The sequence below is a fragment of the Parapedobacter deserti genome, assembly GCF_042646065.1.
In the GTDB taxonomy this organism is placed as follows: domain Bacteria; phylum Bacteroidota; class Bacteroidia; order Sphingobacteriales; family Sphingobacteriaceae; genus Parapedobacter; species Parapedobacter deserti.
In genome coordinates this window covers 720852-737871 of sequence record NZ_JBHRTA010000038.1, presented here as the reverse complement: position 1 = coordinate 737871, position 17020 = coordinate 720852, and the positions used below count along the sequence as shown (strand labels likewise).

The 17020-nt window shown below is 51.5% G+C and carries 11 protein-coding genes; 1 reads left to right on the top strand and 10 read right to left on the bottom strand.

The genetic code is table 11. The features are described from left to right. Positions 1-4: 4 nt before the first annotated feature. Complete coding sequence (locus tag ACFOET_RS15730) at positions 5-3133, bottom strand: SusC/RagA family TonB-linked outer membrane protein (protein ID WP_379024373.1); 3129 nt, start codon at positions 3131-3133, stop codon at positions 5-7. 130 nt (positions 3134-3263) lie between these two features. Here ACFOET_RS15730 and ACFOET_RS15725 point away from each other — a divergent pair, with 130 nt between their 5' ends. After that, complete coding sequence (locus ACFOET_RS15725; protein ID WP_379024371.1) at positions 3264-3422, top strand: hypothetical protein; 159 nt, start codon at positions 3264-3266, stop codon at positions 3420-3422. An 82-nt stretch (positions 3423-3504) separates the two neighbouring features. Here ACFOET_RS15725 and ACFOET_RS15720 read toward each other — a convergent pair whose 3' ends face one another. The 9 genes from ACFOET_RS15720 to ACFOET_RS15680 all read right to left on the bottom strand — a co-directional run bounded on the left by ACFOET_RS15720 (position 3505) and on the right by ACFOET_RS15680 (position 17020). Next, complete coding sequence (locus ACFOET_RS15720) at positions 3505-4890, bottom strand: sulfatase family protein (protein ID WP_379024369.1); 1386 nt, start codon at positions 4888-4890, stop codon at positions 3505-3507. A 197-nt stretch (positions 4891-5087) separates the two neighbouring features. Further along, a complete protein-coding gene (locus ACFOET_RS15715; protein ID WP_379024367.1) occupies positions 5088-5303 on the bottom strand; it encodes a hypothetical protein in 216 nt (71 codons plus the stop codon). Positions 5304-6405: 1102 nt separating this feature from the next. Next, a complete protein-coding gene (locus ACFOET_RS15710) occupies positions 6406-7080 on the bottom strand; it encodes a DUF3823 domain-containing protein (RefSeq protein ID WP_379024365.1) in 675 nt (224 codons plus the stop codon). Between the two features lie 12 nt (positions 7081-7092). After that, positions 7093-8967, bottom strand: a complete 1875-nt coding sequence (locus tag ACFOET_RS15705) for a RagB/SusD family nutrient uptake outer membrane protein (RefSeq protein WP_379024363.1) — start codon at positions 8965-8967, stop codon at positions 7093-7095. 31 nt (positions 8968-8998) lie between these two features. Then, positions 8999-12109: a SusC/RagA family TonB-linked outer membrane protein gene (locus ACFOET_RS15700; RefSeq protein ID WP_379024361.1), complete on the bottom strand. Its 3111-nt coding sequence runs from the start codon at positions 12107-12109 to the stop codon at positions 8999-9001. A gap of 69 nt (positions 12110-12178) precedes the next feature. After that, positions 12179-13390, bottom strand: coding sequence for an enolase C-terminal domain-like protein (locus tag ACFOET_RS15695; RefSeq protein ID WP_379024359.1), 1212 nt, complete (start codon positions 13388-13390; stop codon positions 12179-12181). A gap of 47 nt (positions 13391-13437) precedes the next feature. Next, entirely contained in the window at positions 13438-14985 is a 1548-nt protein-coding gene (locus tag ACFOET_RS15690) for an MFS transporter (RefSeq protein WP_379024357.1), read from the bottom strand. 58 nt (positions 14986-15043) lie between these two features. Then, the gene (locus tag ACFOET_RS15685) at positions 15044-15892 is read right to left on the bottom strand and encodes a sugar phosphate isomerase/epimerase family protein (RefSeq protein WP_379024355.1); all 849 of its coding nucleotides are present in this window, start codon (positions 15890-15892) and stop codon (positions 15044-15046) included. 18 nt (positions 15893-15910) lie between these two features. Beyond that, on the bottom strand, positions 15911-17020 hold the full coding sequence (locus ACFOET_RS15680) for a Gfo/Idh/MocA family protein (RefSeq protein ID WP_379024353.1): 1110 nt from the start codon (positions 17018-17020) through the stop codon (positions 15911-15913).

Here is a 17020-nt window from a genome sequence, read left to right as displayed (position 1 = left end):
GCTATTAAAAAGTTAAGTTTACACCCACGTTATAGACACGTACGGACGGGTAGTCCAGGCCGGTATTGAGCTGTGTTTCGGGGTCAATCCCCAAATCGCGGGTATTATCGATCGAAAATACGTTAAAACCATTGGCATAAATCCGCACCTTGGAAATGCCGGCGCGCCGAAGGATCGTGCCGGGCAGGCTATAGCCCAGCTGGATATCGCGCAACCGCAGGTAAGCAGTATTCATGAACCAAAAAGACGACGCACGCATGTTACTTTCGTTGTTCGACTTCTTGAGTGCCGGATACGTACCGGGCACCCAGGGGCTCGTCGGGTCGAAGATATCTTCCCGATGCCACCGGTCATTGAACAGGTAGTCCGGAGAGTTGGCGTCGTTCTGAAACGGATTTTTGATTTCCGCAGCCCTTCCGCGGCTTTGCATGGCTGCTCCCGTAAAATTCATGGCCAGGTCAAAGCCCTTATAGGCCACGCTGGTATTCAGCCCGAAGTTCAGGTACGGGAGGTTACCTTCAGCATATCCGTTGGGCCGCACATCCAATTCGTCGATGACCCCGTCGTTATTCTGATCCTTGTAGATGAAGTCTCCCGGGTTCAGCGTCGTATTGTTCTGCCCGTCCACGTTTACGGGGTAGTTGGCAATTTGCTCTTCCGATTGGAACTGGCCGATGTACTCGTAGCCCCAGTTGATCCGCGCCCAGCGGTTTTCGGAAGAGTTGCGGTATTCGTCCCACGAATTGCCAAACCGCGGCTTATACGAATACCAGTTTTTCAGCCTGGCCAGCGTTGCATTGGCACCGATGCTATACGATACCTTTCCTGTATTATTGGAATAGCTCAAGGCCGTTTCCATGCCCAGCATTTTGTTGGCATTCAGGTTTTCTGCCGGGAGGCCGAAGCCGACTTCCAAGGGCAGCAAGAGGTCGTAGCGAGAAGCCGGAATACCGGTGAGGTCGCGCCTGAACACTTCAAAGCTACCGTTCCATTTGCTTTGCCACAGCGAAAAGTCAATACCGACGTTCATGACCGTGCTCTTCACCCACGTCAGCGTGGTTACGGGCAGGCCACGCGATGCGATGCCGGTGATCAATTGGTTATCGAGGTAAGCATTGCCCGCGTTCCAGTTGTAACCCGGCAGGTATGCAAACGGCCCCACCCCATTATCCTCGCTTCCTGTCTGTCCGTATGAACCGCGGACTTTTAAATCTGTCAGGATCTTCGTTATCCCGGCGCCTTGCATGAATTTTTCCTCGGAAATCCGCCAACCGGCGCTCACGAACGGGAAAAAGCCCCAACGGTTGCCCTTAGGGAACCGCCACGAACCGTCATAGCGGCCGCCCAGCTCCAGCAGGTACCTGTTATCGAAGCCATAATTGGTACGGAAGATGAATCCGGCACGCGCCTCCTCAAGCACTCGGTCATTGACCGCCCGCAATTCATTGAAACTATTGATCAGATCAATGTAGTTCGTTTCCGGTTGCGAGCGGATAAAAAACAGGTTATCCAGGCGCTCCTGGGCTTCCATCGCAGCCAGCGCGCTGATATCGTGTTTCCCGAAGGTACGTTTGTAGTTTAACTGCACCCGGTACACATTGTCGGTGATGTATCCGTTGCTCCGTGACCGAAAGGGGTTTTGCTGCCCGCCGGTAACCTCGTATTCCTCAGTTAGCGTATTGTAGGTATAGGTATCGAACGTTTTTTCAAAGATGTTTTCGAATAAATTATTATAGAAAAACGCGTACATCCCGGTAGCGGTGAGTCCTTCTATGGGAAAATCATACTCGACGTCAAAGCTGGTCTGCAACGTCCGGCGCTCCGTTTTGGTATAGCCGGAGTATGGAAACGTCGCATAATTACTCGCGAAGTTATTGTTCGTAGCCGGATAGCGCGGGTTTCCATTGGCATAAGGGCCTTCGGTGGGAAGATTCCTGAACTGCCCCAGCAATGCCTGGAAATAATCATCCTCTCCCGGAAGCCCCAGCAAGTCCCTTACTTCCACCTTTCCGTTTATGCGGACGCCCGCTTTCAGCCGCTTGCCGATGCGCGTTTCCACATTGGTCTGCAGGTTCATCCGGTTGAAATTATAACCATCAAAAATAGCGTCCTGACTAAACCGAGCTACTGAAAGGTGGTAGGTCGTCTTCTCGCCGCCGCCCGAAGTATTCAGGTTGACATAGTACTGCGGCGCGTTGCTTTTCCGGTAGGTCGACCAGTCGAACCCCTCGTATCCGGGTTCCCCGCGCTGCCATTTTTCAACCTCTTCGCGCGTCCAGTTTGACCTCCCATATTCGTTCATATCCGCTTCGGCATTGGCCCGCACAAAGTCGGCCGCACCGGCCGGGGTAGGAAACCTGAATAAGCTCTGCCACCCGTGATAGCTGTTGACGTTAATCCGGTTTTCGCGGTTCAGGCCGCCCTTTTTTGTCGTCACCAGCACCACGCCGTTTGACGCCCGCAAGCCATATACCGCCGCGGCAGCGTCCTTCAATATCGACAGGCTCTCAATATCTTCGGGGTTCAAATTGTTGAATTGCTGGGCACCAGAAGGGACGCCGTCAATCACATATAGCGGTGTGCCCATGTTGCGGATCTGTATCCGGGCTTCCGCGCCGGGCCGTCCGTCCGGCGCACGCGAGGTGACGCCCGCAATTTTACCGACCATCGCCTGGGAAACCGTAGGTACCGGACTTTGGGTCAGTTCATCCGAGCCAACGGTAGACACGGCACCCGTCAAGTTTGCCCGGCGCTGTTCACCATAGCCGACCACCACTACTTCTTCCAGCGATTGCGAAACGGCGCTAAGCTGTACGTCTACCACCGTTCGGTTGCTGACCGGTATTTCCAGCGTCTCATAACCCACCGACGAGAAGCGTAACACATCGGCCCCACTGGCGCGGATCGTATACTTGCCTTCCGCATCGGTAGAAACCGACCGCCCCCAGTCCTTGACCAAAATGGTTACTCCACTGATTGGCTGCCCCGCTATCGAGGAAACGACGCCTGTCACCAGGCTATCTTGGAACAGCCTGCCCCGGTGCAGGTCAGCTGACCTTGCGGTACCGCCGTACGCAACGCAACAGGACAGCATGATTACCGGCAAACAAAACCTGATTAAAAGTTTCATCATAATTAGTTAGTATTTGGTCTACTTAATGATTTAATACTTGGTTTACCTTAAATACAAAGTAATTGAATAAGGCTTAGGAATTTCAGTCAAAAAGTATCGATTTTGTCTCACGTTGGCAGAGACGGAAAGCATGAACCTACTGCCCGAAGGCACCGCATCTCGGACGGGTCAGCTGGCTGTCTGGCTGCGGTCGCCTTGCTGTAAGGGTGCTGCAAACACCCAGCTGACACCTGGCTCACAGCAGGCAGACCGCCAAGCCAAGCGCAGCAGTCCGGTAGCAGTCCGGTAGCGGTCTGGCAGCAGGTGCATAGGCGCACGCGCAGATCTGAACGAGCCGCGAATGAAAACCTATTCTGTGAAGTCAATGTATATCAATCGACCGGCGGATTAGCGCGGCCGGAGGTCAACTCTGGCAGATACATCCGCCACGTGGTCAGGTTCGCCCGCAGCGCTTTGACAATATCCGGGTGCGCATTGGCTAAATTGGTCGTTTCAAAGCGATCCTGTTCCATGTTATACAGTTCGGGATTGTTCTTGCGGTAATCGATGAGCAGTTTCCATTTCCCGGACCGGATGGCCAAGTTGGGACTCCGGTCTCTGCCCGGCGGATAGTTAAACGCATAATCATTCCTGCCGTATTCCCAGTACATATCCTTGGTGCGCGGAGCGGGCGTCCCCAGCCATACGGACGTCCGGTCTTCGCCGTTACCTTTATAATTGGCGGGCAGATCGGCCGATGCGATGCTGGCCAGCGTAGGGAACAGATCGGTCGAATTCAGTACCGAGACACTGTCCTTGACGCCGGCGGGCACATGGCCCGGCCACCGGACGATGAACGGCATACGTATGCCGCCTTCGTAGAGCGAAAGCTTCGTGCCGCGAAGTCCGCCGTTGCGGCTGCCTCTGAAGCTCGGCAGTGCGCCGTTGTCACTGGTAAAGATCACCAATGTATTTTCAGCGATACCCAGTTCGCTCAGCCCGTCGAAGAGCCTGCCCATCTGCTTATCAAACTCGGCCAGCACCAGCTTGAAAGCGGCCTCTTCCTTGGGGTTCATCGGAAACTGGCCCGATTGCCGCTGGTTCTCCTCGGGCACCCATGGATCATGCATATCGTCAGGCCATAGGTTCACAAAACACGGCGTACCCCGATGCCGCCGCAAAAAATCCAGCGTCTTATCCACAAAATAAGCCGTCCTGTCCCACCGTTTTATGCTATCCACGTCAGACCATATCCAGTCGGTAGCCGTTAACGCCGGATCTGGGTCAGGACTTTCATAGGTACTGGCATGCTCGTCAAACCCGTATTTTTCAAACTTAGGCGCATTTTTGATATCGCGGCCGCCACCCATATGCCACTTACCGAAATGGCCCGTTGCGTAGCCCGCATCTTTCAGCACCTCGGCGATGGAGGGTGCATGAACATTGAGGTAGTTGGCTTGTTCAGCCAATTCGTTGCTCCGCCTATTATTGAGAAAGGTTGTAAAATTCCATTCGGCCGGAAACATACCCGTAAGGATACTCGCGCGGGAAGGACTGCAAATCGGAGAAGCGGTGTAGTACTGGGTAAACCGGGTACCTTCTTCCGCAAACTTGTCTAATTGCGGAGTCGGCACGAAGCTTCCGCCGAACGCTCCGATATCGCTAAATCCCATGTCATCGGTGAGGATAACAATGATGTTGGGTTGTTCCTGGCTCCGTGTGACGAAAGCCTGCAGTACTAATCCGACTAAAAGTATACTTTTGACAATGCGTTTCATAATAGTTCGATAATTGCAAACACTTACTTGGTAGGAAAGAAGCGAGGTAACATGCTAATACTTTATGGTTATAATCGTCCGCAACACAAAAGTAGCCCAAAACGTTTCCCTAAAACCACGATATATTATCTTTTTGTAATCAAATTATATCTTTAAGTCGATCGAATCAATTAAAAATATGACAAATCATGGCTTTGCTACACCTGCCGTAACCCCGTTGCTTCCCACTCGATGCTGATCCTACCGAGTACCCAATGTTCGATTTGACGTGCATAGTCAACGGATACCACCGCTACGCTGTCATCCAATAGTGTCAGTTCGAGCTGGCCGCATACACCCAGCAGCAACAAGGGGCGCCTCCCCCAGATTAACGGCGATACCCAGCCCGCCACGCGCTGGAGCCCTTGTGTCACTTCCTAAAAAAGCTATACACTAAAAACAGTGTATGGAAAAGAAAGAAACGTTTGTAAAACGAGAGAACAAAAGGCAAGCTTTTGATAGGCGGTTGATCAAAGAGATTGTAAAGTTGGTAGAAGAAGGTCTGCCATGGTCGAACCAGTTCTGGATGGTTGCCCACCCGCTACCATGCCGTTTGCGATCCCCTTTTCTGGGACTTTTTTCGGTATGGCTTCGGAGCTCCTTCTGGTCTTGGTCTGGTCTTGGTTTGGACTCAGTCGTACCTTGGTTTGGTCGGACTAATACGAGTCCAATAGGAGCTCGCTCTGAGCTAGTACCAAGTCCCGAAGCCATCTCCCCTTCCATCCGTGTATTCCGCACGGCGTACACACCTGATCCGTACCCATTATGCACCTTTAGGGGGCTGTGTATTCCTTGGGTAAGGTTCTGACATATCTTGGATAAATCACCTTTTCGGACTTTTTAACCAAGTATAATACATGTGGGACATATGGTAATGGGACTCAAGGGGTATAACAAAAGACTAGATTACCGATATTTCTTCTTCTTGGCTAGGTCAGCGCGGAATAGCATCGCCGTGCAGTGCAGTACGGATAAGCTTATCTTATTCGGGCCTTATACACACCATAAGCACTTCATATCCGAATGTCTTTAGCCTTCCTCATCATACATACGAGTGGCATGAATGGGTGCGATATGGCGTGGGTCTCATATAGGGGTAGTAAAGATACAGTGTAGGGATGCAATAGATGCAACGGAGTTGGAACGGGGTTCAACGGACTTTAACGGAGTAAGAACGGACTTTGGCTTTTCCAGCAGCGGTTGTAAGTATCGTTATCCGGGGAGGATGCTTGCCTAAGCAAAATTACGAAATTCAGTATAACATCAAAAACTTTGACGATTAAGGTTCCAGCCCAAGAAACACCTTGACATCTTCGGCCATAGCCCCGAACCTTTTAGTTGCGGCTGCTTAACGATCAGAAAGAGCAATACATGTCGCCTAACAATGGGTCATGTTCACTCGCGGCTTACATTAAAAGCAAATAACCGTCACCCATCGTTTGCGAAGGATGACGGTTAATGACACAACACTGTTGCTTATCGTAATCTCACCACCTGCGAATAAATCGCCTGGTCTTTTCCTGCGGGATGCACCCCTATGCGGGCCACCAATGGCCGTCCCGCCTCGAAATTGCTGTTACCCGATAAATCAAGGCTTCCAGTAAGATTAACGCCTGTTTCCACATCGTTGAGGTCTAAACGCGAAATATACACTACGTCGTCCACAAATGACGTGGCGCTAACCAGTAACATGACACGGTCGATAGCTGCATCATCCACGATCTGATTGATCCGGAACGACGCGTTGACCTGACTGCCGCTAAGCGACAACGATACATCAGATAGCGTGAAGTACGGGGTGACTTCAATATTCACATTCGCCGTTCCGTTCAAGTTCACTACCGTCGTGTCGCGGTTATTCACCCAAGGCCCGTTATTGTCCCGTGTCACCAGTTTATACTCCCCATTGAACAAAGTCGCTTCAAACGACCCATCTTGGGCAACATACACCGGTATCGGATCCCTTAGCTCATATCCATCTTGGTAAAGCTGTAACTGTACAGCTTCTCCGGTTCCTCGCACACCAACAGGCTCACCATTGTAGGTAACCCTTCCGTATAACTTCGACTCAGGGGCATCATAGTTATCAAGCCCACAGCTGCTCACGACCAATACGCCCGCAAGCAGCACCAAATTCAAAACTCTGCTCATCTTCATTTCTGTCTATTGGAACGGATTCAACACTATCTTGGGGTTAGCGTTGCGCCATCCCAAATCAATAAAATTATAGTAATGCCGCAACTGGAAAAACCGCGGATGCAGCGCATTACTAAATGTCCGCTTGTCAAACACATATTTGCCGTCGTTCGGTGTTCCCGGTGCTACCACAAGGTAGGGGAACAACGCATACTGTGTAGCCGTAGGGCTATTTTGCACGCCATTCCAAACGATATGTGCCCGCCGCCAACGCTTCAAATCCCAATAGCGGTGGTCTTCAAAGGCAAATTCTACACGCCGTTCTTGAATGATATCATCCAGTGTCACGGCGGTCAACGGTTGTATTCCTGCACGCTCACGTATCTGGTTGATGCATTCGACGGCGGCAGATTGCTGCCCCAGTTCGAAGGCGGCTTCTGCACCGATCATCAGCGCCTCAGCATAACGGAGACGGGGAAACCACATTTCACTGTTACGTCCCCGCGTAGATGCTCCCTGAGCCTCGTCCATAAACTTCCGGAAGAAGAATCCGGTTTTATTGATGAACTGCTCGTTGGATGTATTGGGCCCGTTTGCAGACGTAATCAAGCGGCCATTCCCATCGCGATCGCCGGGTTGGCCAGTGCGGGTCTGCCAAGAACCATTATTCCAGATTTTCTGGCCGGCTTGGAGCTCCACCACTTCTCCTTTGAACGACGAACCGGGGACCATCACCGACCCACCCAAACGGGCATCCTTGTTCGCGAAGGCATCTTGGGGGTTGTCGTAGAAAATATAATTGCCCGACCCGTCCTGGGTGCGGATGGTTCCGTCGCGGTCATCCGTGTATTCAAAATCTTCAACCAAGTTAAGAAGGGGACCAGCATACGCCCGATCAATATCCTCCGCATGGGAGCCCGGAATATTTTCCCGCGTGAAGCCGGTTTGCTGACCGGCGCCTGGATAAATATGGTCACGGGCCCAGATGACTTCGTTATTATTAACTTTGGAACTCAACGCTTCATAGAAATTCCGTTCCAGGTTATCCGGTTGCGTCATGTTCAGCCGGTAAGGGCTGTTGCTGATGATTTCCTGCGCTGTGGCCAGCGCTGTTTCATAGTAGCCGTTTGCCAGTTCGGCCGGGATGCCCACTTCCCCGCCGGCAGTCCGGATGGGGCTGGGCATTTTATTGTTATAATTCGCCAGCGATCCCGCATAAACTGCTGCACGGGCTTTCAACAGCAGTGCAGCCCATTTATTGGCCCGCGCCGCATTGATGGTGGGTGCGTCCGGAAGTAACCCGGCTATGGCGTCGCATTCATCGATGATGTAATCGTACAGACCGGCCTCGGTAGACCGGGGGTACTGCAGCGCCGTAACGTCCATACCCACTTGGTAATCGAACACTTCGTCGCCTACAATGGGCATACCGCCCATGCCGCGGCACATGTTGAAATACGTCCATGCCCGGATGAAGCGCGCTTCTCCCTCGTAGGTCTGCCTTTCCGTTTCACCCAAAGCATCACTTCCGCGCAGCCCTTGCAGGAATTGGTTGATGTTCCGGATCAGCTCGTAGTTATAAACGCGCCACTGAGTGTCACTAAACGTTTGCATATTGTCCGGGCCACCGTCGGACTTACCTGCTTCGTCCAATATGGTGTACTGATACGAATTATTTATGTGCTGCCCCCATGTTATGGCGGGGTTAGTGTTCGGCACCACGAATAATCGCCCGTAAAAATTGGCTAGGACCGATTGAATCAGCGCTGGATCGCTGAATACCTGTTCGTCGTCGACAATGCGGTCGGGTTCGCGGTCGAGGAAGTCCGAGCAACCGGTGAATGCCGTCATCAAGAACGCCAGCAGCGATGCTTTGAATATTGATATACTTGACTGTTTCATGTTACTTTTTGTTTTCACTATGCCTTAATCACTAAAGTCTCAGGTTAACACCAAAATTGTAGATGGTCATGGTTGGATACCCCAACCCGTTGGTAGCGTCTCCCTCCGGATCCACGCCCACAATATTGGTGAGGGTAAATAAGTTCTGGCCTGAAAAATAGACGCGCACCCCTTTTAACGATATGGGGTCGAGAATCCGCGCAGGAAGCGAATATCCGAATTCAAGATTCCGCAGCTTGAGATACCGAACATTGTGCTTCCAGAATGAACTGTTCCAATAATTACTATGCGGACTATTGCCGATGAGCATCATCGGAAACTTACCGGGAATCAATTCGCTGTTGGCATCCCAGATGTCGGCAAGGCGCCAACTGTTCTCCATCAGGTATTGCGGATTATTACCACCGTCGTGAAACGGATTGCGTTGTTCCCATTCCTGATAAAACGTAAACAGCCCGCCGCCGGTCAGGTCGAACGCCAGGTCAAACCCTTTATAACCGAACACAAAGTTTAGCCCATAATTTAAAATAGGGGTTTCATTTTGGCGATAACCAATAGGCCGCTCATCCAAATGGTTAATGACGCCGTCGCCGTTTTGATCGACGTACTTCACATCGCCCGGACGCAAGGTGCGGTTGCCTTGCCTGTCGTTGTCGATCGGCCATGCCGCAATCTCTTCCCAGCTCTGGAATTGACCCTCGGATTCGAGCCCCCAGTTCAAGTGACCGAAGCGGCGCACTAGGGAATTGCGGTATTCATCCCAGGAGTTACTAAACCTTGGACGGTACCTGTCCCAATCGTAAAACCGGGAATAGGTGATATTGCCTGCTACGGAATAACTGAACTCCGCGATGCGGTCCGTCCAGCGCACCATCCCGTCATAACCGCGGCGCAGATCAGAATTCAGGTTTTCTTGCGGCAGCCCGAAACCTACCTCGCCGGGAATTAGCACGTCGTACCGCGCGGCTGGCAATCCTGTGCGTTCCCTGCGGAAGTAATCGAGGGTAACGGTTAACCGGTTATTGAGGAAAGCAGCATCCAGCCCGATGTCAAGCATTTGCGCACGCAACCAAGATAGGGTCCGCACGGGCAGCCCCCGGGGCTGTGTTCCCAATACATACCTACCATCAATGACCGATCCACCTTGCTTATAGTTATATCCACCAAGGTAGTCAAAAGCTGAGTAAATATCTCCTAAGTCATCATCTCCGACAAGCCCATACGATGCCCGTACTTTGAAGTCATTTGCTATGCTGCCGAGCTTACCGTCTTTCCAGAAACGCTCTTCGGATATCCGCCATCCGACAGATCCACCAGGAAAGAAGCCCCAGCGATCAGCCGGTGGAAATTTCCATGAACCATCATACCTTCCGGTAAATTCCACCAAATATTTATTGGCGTAATCATAGTTCGCCTTAAAAATATAACCTAAACGCGCCTGGGGGCGATCTCCATCATCGTTATAGGTATCCATATCTTCGAAATCGATCAGACCCAAATTATTGGAAGCCGGAATGGAATGCACCCAGGTGGTCGGTTCATTGATCAGCATCGTTTCCATGCCGGCAATAGCCGATACACGGTGATTCCCAAACGTTTTGTTATAATTAAGCTGCACGTTCGAGTTCATGCGTTCCACATGCCCTGTCCGCCGTTCCCGCCACGGGTTGTTGTTCTCGAAAATTACCGGGTAAGTATCGGTCGCCTCATCATACCCGTACAATTTGTAGGTATACTCGTGGTTATCCAAACGTTGGGCCGCATAGTAGTATCCTACCAATGCCTTGGCGGTTAACCCATCCACAATATTGTACTCCGCATCGAAATTAAGTTGGCCTACGCGCCAAGTATCTTGGAATTTACCTGCCAAATCGTAGGTCAGCCAACCGAAATTTGTACCTGGGTCATTGGATGTCAAGGTTGGGTAATTGGGGTTGTCGTTGGCAAAAGGCCGGACCGTCGGCAAGTTGCGGTACGTTGCAAAACGGGGCAACCACAGGTCATCTCCGCCAGGAACCCCCGGATTTCTTGTCTGCTCATGCCGTGCATTGAAACTCGCTCCGACCTTAAGCCTTTCAGATATCTGCGATGTGAGATTCATCTGCACGTTCGTACGTTTAAAACCACCGTAATTGACGATCGCCGCATCTTGGTTCAGGTGACCCAAGCTGAAATAGTAGTTTATCTTATCCGACCCCCCCGAAACGTTGGCATTGATGTATTGCTGGGGCGCGGTATCCCAGATATAGTCGTACCAATCAAACGGTACATAACCTCGCTCCGTCCCCTGACGCCACTTATCCAGATCCTCGGGGGTAAACCGGTAATTGCTGGCGCCCTGTACCGTTTCAGACTGAATATAGTTTTCGATATATGTCAACGCGTCGGCTGGCTTGGGGAAAGCAGATATTTCCTGCAATCCATAGTTAGCCGTCACACTTACGGTATTGGCGGTATTGAGTTTACCACGCTTCGTAGTAACTACAATTACGCCGTTTGCCGCCCGCACGCCATAAATAGACGCCGATGCATCTTTCAATACAGAGATCGTTTCAATGTCGTTGAAGTCAATATTATTGAACTGTCCAGCATCCATCTGTACCCCATCAATCACATATAGGGGCGCACCCATGTTCCGGATTTGGAGTGCGGTCCCCGCTCCGGGCCGGCCGTCTGTCTGCCGCGAGTTCAACCCCGCAATCTTTCCGACTAATGCACCCGAGGTGTTCGGCGCCACCGAACGGCTGATATCATCAGCTCCGATAGTGGAAATTGCGCTAGTCAATGACTCCTTCCTCTGTTGCATACCGAACCCCGTTACCACTACCTCGTCCAACGCTTCGGCGGACGAAGTTAGCAGGATTGATACGGTATTTTGGCCGGCCCCAACCGCAACCCGCGCATCCTCATACCCAAGGAAATAGACCTGCAGGGAATCTGCCCCTGAGTTTACCGCAATGGAAAAGGTGCCATCCGCCCCAGACGAGGTCGTCTGCTGACTACTCAACACCCGGATAGTAGCCCCACTGATTGGCGACTGATCCACTGCATCCCTCACCGTTCCGGTTATGGTACGGGTTTGGGCCATTGCTATGGATAATCCTACACACCATAGCAACGTCACAAGTAACGTTCTACTCATCGTCATCATAAATTTTCTTTTTAATTGTTTACTGAATGCACGGCCCTTGCCGTGCTTATCCACAACATCCTATCCTCGCAGCAACTTCATCCCGAATCCGGGTCCATCCGACGGTATTAGGTTACCATCCTCGATCCGGTAGCCGCTCAAATCTACGTCGTCAGACGTACTGGTTACGCCCTCAATCGTAACGGTATTCCCCAAACCACCCGCCAAGTGGGCTGTATAGTAAGTTTTAAGCAGCGAACCCCAGGCGTGAGGCGACGACTGCACTTTGTATTGAACCAGCTTCGGCATGAGCTTCCGCCAATTGGTAAACCCGAGCCCTTCGATATCCGTGAGATGAACGTCCATAAGCTTCAGTTCCATGAGCTCATCCAGCAACGCAGGGTTTGGATCAGCCTCCCCATCGGCAAGCAAACTTTTGACATTCGCCTGTGTCATCCAATCGCGGAGCTTCCGGTAGTCGTCAACGGTTTCATGAAACGGCTCCTCAATCCAAAACAGCGGTATGTCTCCGATTCCCTTGAGGTAGTCAATAAACTCATAAACAGTAAATCCGTTGTTGCCGTCTACCAAGATATCGCAGTCCGGGAACGCAGCGGCTATAGCTTTGGTTATCTCAATATCCCGGGCTAACCCATCCTTCTGCGACATCCACCGGTGGCCACGCCCGATTTTCAGCTTGAATTGCCGATAGCCGTAGTCATAGTCATAGCGGCAGTTCGCCAAGACTTTATCGATACCTCCGGGCGCATGTGCGGGCTCCAGGTCATCGAAATAGATCATGCCGCTGTAATACTTGGTGGTGAACGGCTGTTCACGTCCAAGCAGCGCATATACCGGCTTGTTCAGTACGACTCCGGCCAGGTCATGCAGCGCCATGTCGAACGGGAGATAGCGATCGTCCGTAATGCCCACGGACACTTGGAATACGTCGGATAATTTCTTGCCGACCAGTTCAGATACGATCCGCTGGGCTCCGCCCTTGCCGCCGCGCAGCGACGCCCAGCCTTTGGCTCCCTTGTCGGTGGTGATGGTACATATCTCATTCCGTATCCCGTAACCATGAAGATCCAGCCGGGCGTTTTTCCCTACCAGCCGGGGGTATTGCAGCCTTACGTCTCCGAATGTCACCGCTTGGATAGTGTGATATGCCAGTTCGTCCTGCATGCGTGCGGACGGGCCGCCTTGAAATAGTCCTGCAAATGCTGGCTTTGATACCAGGCTCAATGCTGCCCCGGCATTCAGCGCATGGATAAATTTTCTTCTGTTCATCATAATCGAGTCGTTTTAACCATTGGTTTATCACAAATTATTTACTTTCCTTAATGGAGACTTTCCGGTGCGTCTTTTAGAACGACTGGCTTATATCCGCCTCTGGACCGGAAGTATAAGATGAGTCCTACGTAGAAAAGGAACATAAAGACCGGCAATATCGATACCGTCGATAATGCCGATTTTTTCGCTTCGTTCTCCACTTCGGCGATGACCCCCTGTGTCTCCTCGTCTGCCTGGGTAAGCTTGTCTTGGTTCACTGCTTTGTATTCTCCGAAGATGCTGCGTTTGACTTCGGTCACATACTCACCGTGGTAGGTGGTATGGTGTTCCAAATCATAGTCTTGCAGTTTCTTATCGATCTGATTATCCTGTATTGAGCCTAAAAATACTGCTCCGATGATTCCGACACCCAGTTGCCCGACGGCGCTGGTGACATTCAATGCCAAGGCACCGCCTTTGGGAAACTGTTCGGACACGACGCCCAACATCGTGCCCCACAAAAAGGTCTTACCCAATGCATAAAACGCTGCAGCGATGAGGATGGCGAAGCCCGCCGATACGGAAAGCCACTGCAACCCGATGGCGGAAACCAGCGCGCTGATGGCCAATATGGCCAGTGGCGACATCCGGCTCGTGAATACACCGGTGTACATACGGAGTATACCCATAATGATGGCCGTAAACACCAAAACCCATCCTCCCTGAAACCCAAGTTTGCGCATCTCCGGAGTCATGAGATCGGTAATCCAGCTATCTGTCCCGAGTTCCATAGTGGCCAGGGGAATCATGATGAGCAGCAGCAGGACCAACAACGGTTTACCCAGTGTTTTCAGCACAAAACCGATAATCGACATGATGACGACAATCAGTACCACACTTACGGTAGTTGACCACCCCAACAGATTGCCCAACTCAAAGGTGCACAAACTGACGATGATGAGGAACCCGAGTACACCTACTTCTTTCAGCATCTCTAAATAACCCACACCGGCCTTTACGCGCTCGTTGACGGGAAATTTTTCGTTAAAAATCAATGCGCCATAAGCAATGGCAGGGATAAGAATAAAACCCATCATGATTTTCCAGTCGACCTGAAAATGCAGCAATGTGATCCCCAACAGCCCCGCTGCGGCGATACCCAATGGCCATCCGGCGTGCAGGATATTGAGCCATTTTGTTTTTTCTTTGGGATACATAGTTGCCACCACCGGATTGATGACCGCTTCGGCAGCGCCGTTGCCCAGTGCAAATAGGAAGGTCCCGAAATACAACATCCAGTACCCGGTTGCAAATACCGTCAGGATGACCGAACTGACATGGCATAGAAACGCAAAAATCATGGACTTTTTGTAGCCGATCCGGTCAATCACCAAGCTGAAGAGGACGATACTTAAGGCAAAGGGCCAAAAGCTCACCCCAAAAATCTGTCCTTGCTGGGTTTTACTGAGGTCGAACTGAACGCCCCATTCCGGCATCAAAAAAGACCGGAAAACGAACCCGAAGGCCGTAGCGACTAATACGATGAAACATCCCCAAAAAAGCTTTTTGCTGGGTCCCTCTGGGTGCTGGGTAGTCTGTATGGTTGTAGCGTCCATAAATTAAGCTAGATAATCGGTTATGGAGCACGCCTGCCTAACCACAGGCGTGTTCCAGTTAATTGCAAAATGTTTTCTTCAGAAAATCATACCCCTCTGTTGCCAATTCATCGGCACTGTTTGCCAACGGTCTCCAAATGCTTGCCGCTCTCGCCAGTTCTTTGGACGGCGCGCCGAAGGTCTCGATGACCAGGCTGCCCCGGTAGCCGATCGCATCTAATGCTTCACGGATACCAGCCCAGTCGAGGTGACCCGTACCCGGCGTACCCCTGTCGTTTTCATTGGCTTGGACATGTACGAGCCGGTCGCCCAGTTTAGCAATACTGGCGGGAATATTTTTTTCCTCGATGTTGCTGTGGAAGGTATCCAATGCGATCTTCAACCAGCTGCTGCCCACCTCGTCTACGAGGGAAATGGCTTGATCAACGGTATTCACCATGTCCGTCTCAAAACGATTTAGCGGTTCCAACGCCAAGGTGACGCCCAATTCCTCCGCCCGGCGGGTAGCCTGGTGAAGATTTTCCAGGCACCATTGCCGCTCCTGCTGCTTCTGTGCTTCCGGAACGAGGCGGGTCTTACCCACCGCGGAATACAAAGGCCCACCGAAGATCGGGCTTTCCAGCTCACTGGCTATCTCCAGGCAGTCGACAATATAAGAAAGCCCGTTTGCCCGGATTTCGGGCCGTTCATTGGAAATATCCCGGTCCATGCCGAACGCACCACTGACCGTCACGTTCAGTTCCAGATCGCGGCATGTTTTCTTCAAAACCGGCCAATCAATCAGCTGCCGGTCTTCCACCGCAATTTCGATAACGTCGTATCCGATGTCCTTGGCCTTTTGCAAAACGTCGAAAGATGCCGTTGAGAACGGTGAAACCCAAACAAACGTACTTACTCCTATATCCATCAGCTCACCCCTATCAAATTATTCAAAACTTGGTATTTCAATCCGGACGCCGCCCTTCATAGCCGACTCATGTGCGCAGATACCCGCACACGTGTAGTTTGCCGCTAAAGCCGCATCCACAGCCGAATCCCGTCCTTCTACGATCGCTGCAACAAACTCCTGTACCAAATGTGGGTGGGAGCCACCGTGCCCTGCGCCCTGGAGGAACGACACGTGGTTAGGGTCGTCGATTTTTTCGCGCTTAGTAAAATCAGCAATCTCAGGAATCAACAGTTCATCCGTATCAGGCACATCGATGCGCTCAGCATTTTCGCCCCCGTCAAAAACCACATGGAGTTCATCCTGCAGTTGTTCCCATTCGAACGACATTTTGGTGCCATATACATCATAGCTTTCACGGTATTGCCGTACCACATCAAACAACGAACGGGTAGCTTCAGCCACCACGTCAGTGCCTTTCAACTTAAACGTCGCCGTTTCCACCGCATAGGGCGCGTTATAACGGCTGGCCAGGTCGTCGGATAGCCTGCCCGAACCGTGGCATACCACAGACTCCGCGATCGTGTTATTGATACGCAGCAACGGAGATATCGCGTGGGTGCCATTCAGCATTGGCGGATAACCCTTCCAGTATTCTGCCCATCCGTCCATGCTCATGTCCTGTATGTGCGAACCGCGTACAAACTGTATTTTACCGAGCTGGCCTGTTTCGGCCAATTTCAAACCATACAAAAACTCACGTGTGTATAGCGCAGTCTCCATCATCATGTACACCTTCCCTGCGCGGCGCTTTGCCTCCACGATAGCTTTGCAATCCTCGACCGTCATAGCCATGGGTATCGTGCAGGCGGTGTGTTTATTGGCATTCAGCGAAGCAAGCGTCATCCGGGCATGTTCAGGCACCGGCGTAACGATATGAATGGCATCGACATCGTCCCGTTTTACCACTTCATCATAATCCGTGAAAATAAGGTTTTCGTCCAGATTGAACTTAGCTTTCAATTCGTTGAGCGTATTTACGTTGCGCGTGCAGATACCAACGGCTTTGATATCCGGGTGCTTCTGATAAATGGGAATAAACTCCTTCCCGAATCCCATACCTACGATTACGACTGTGATTTTAGACAT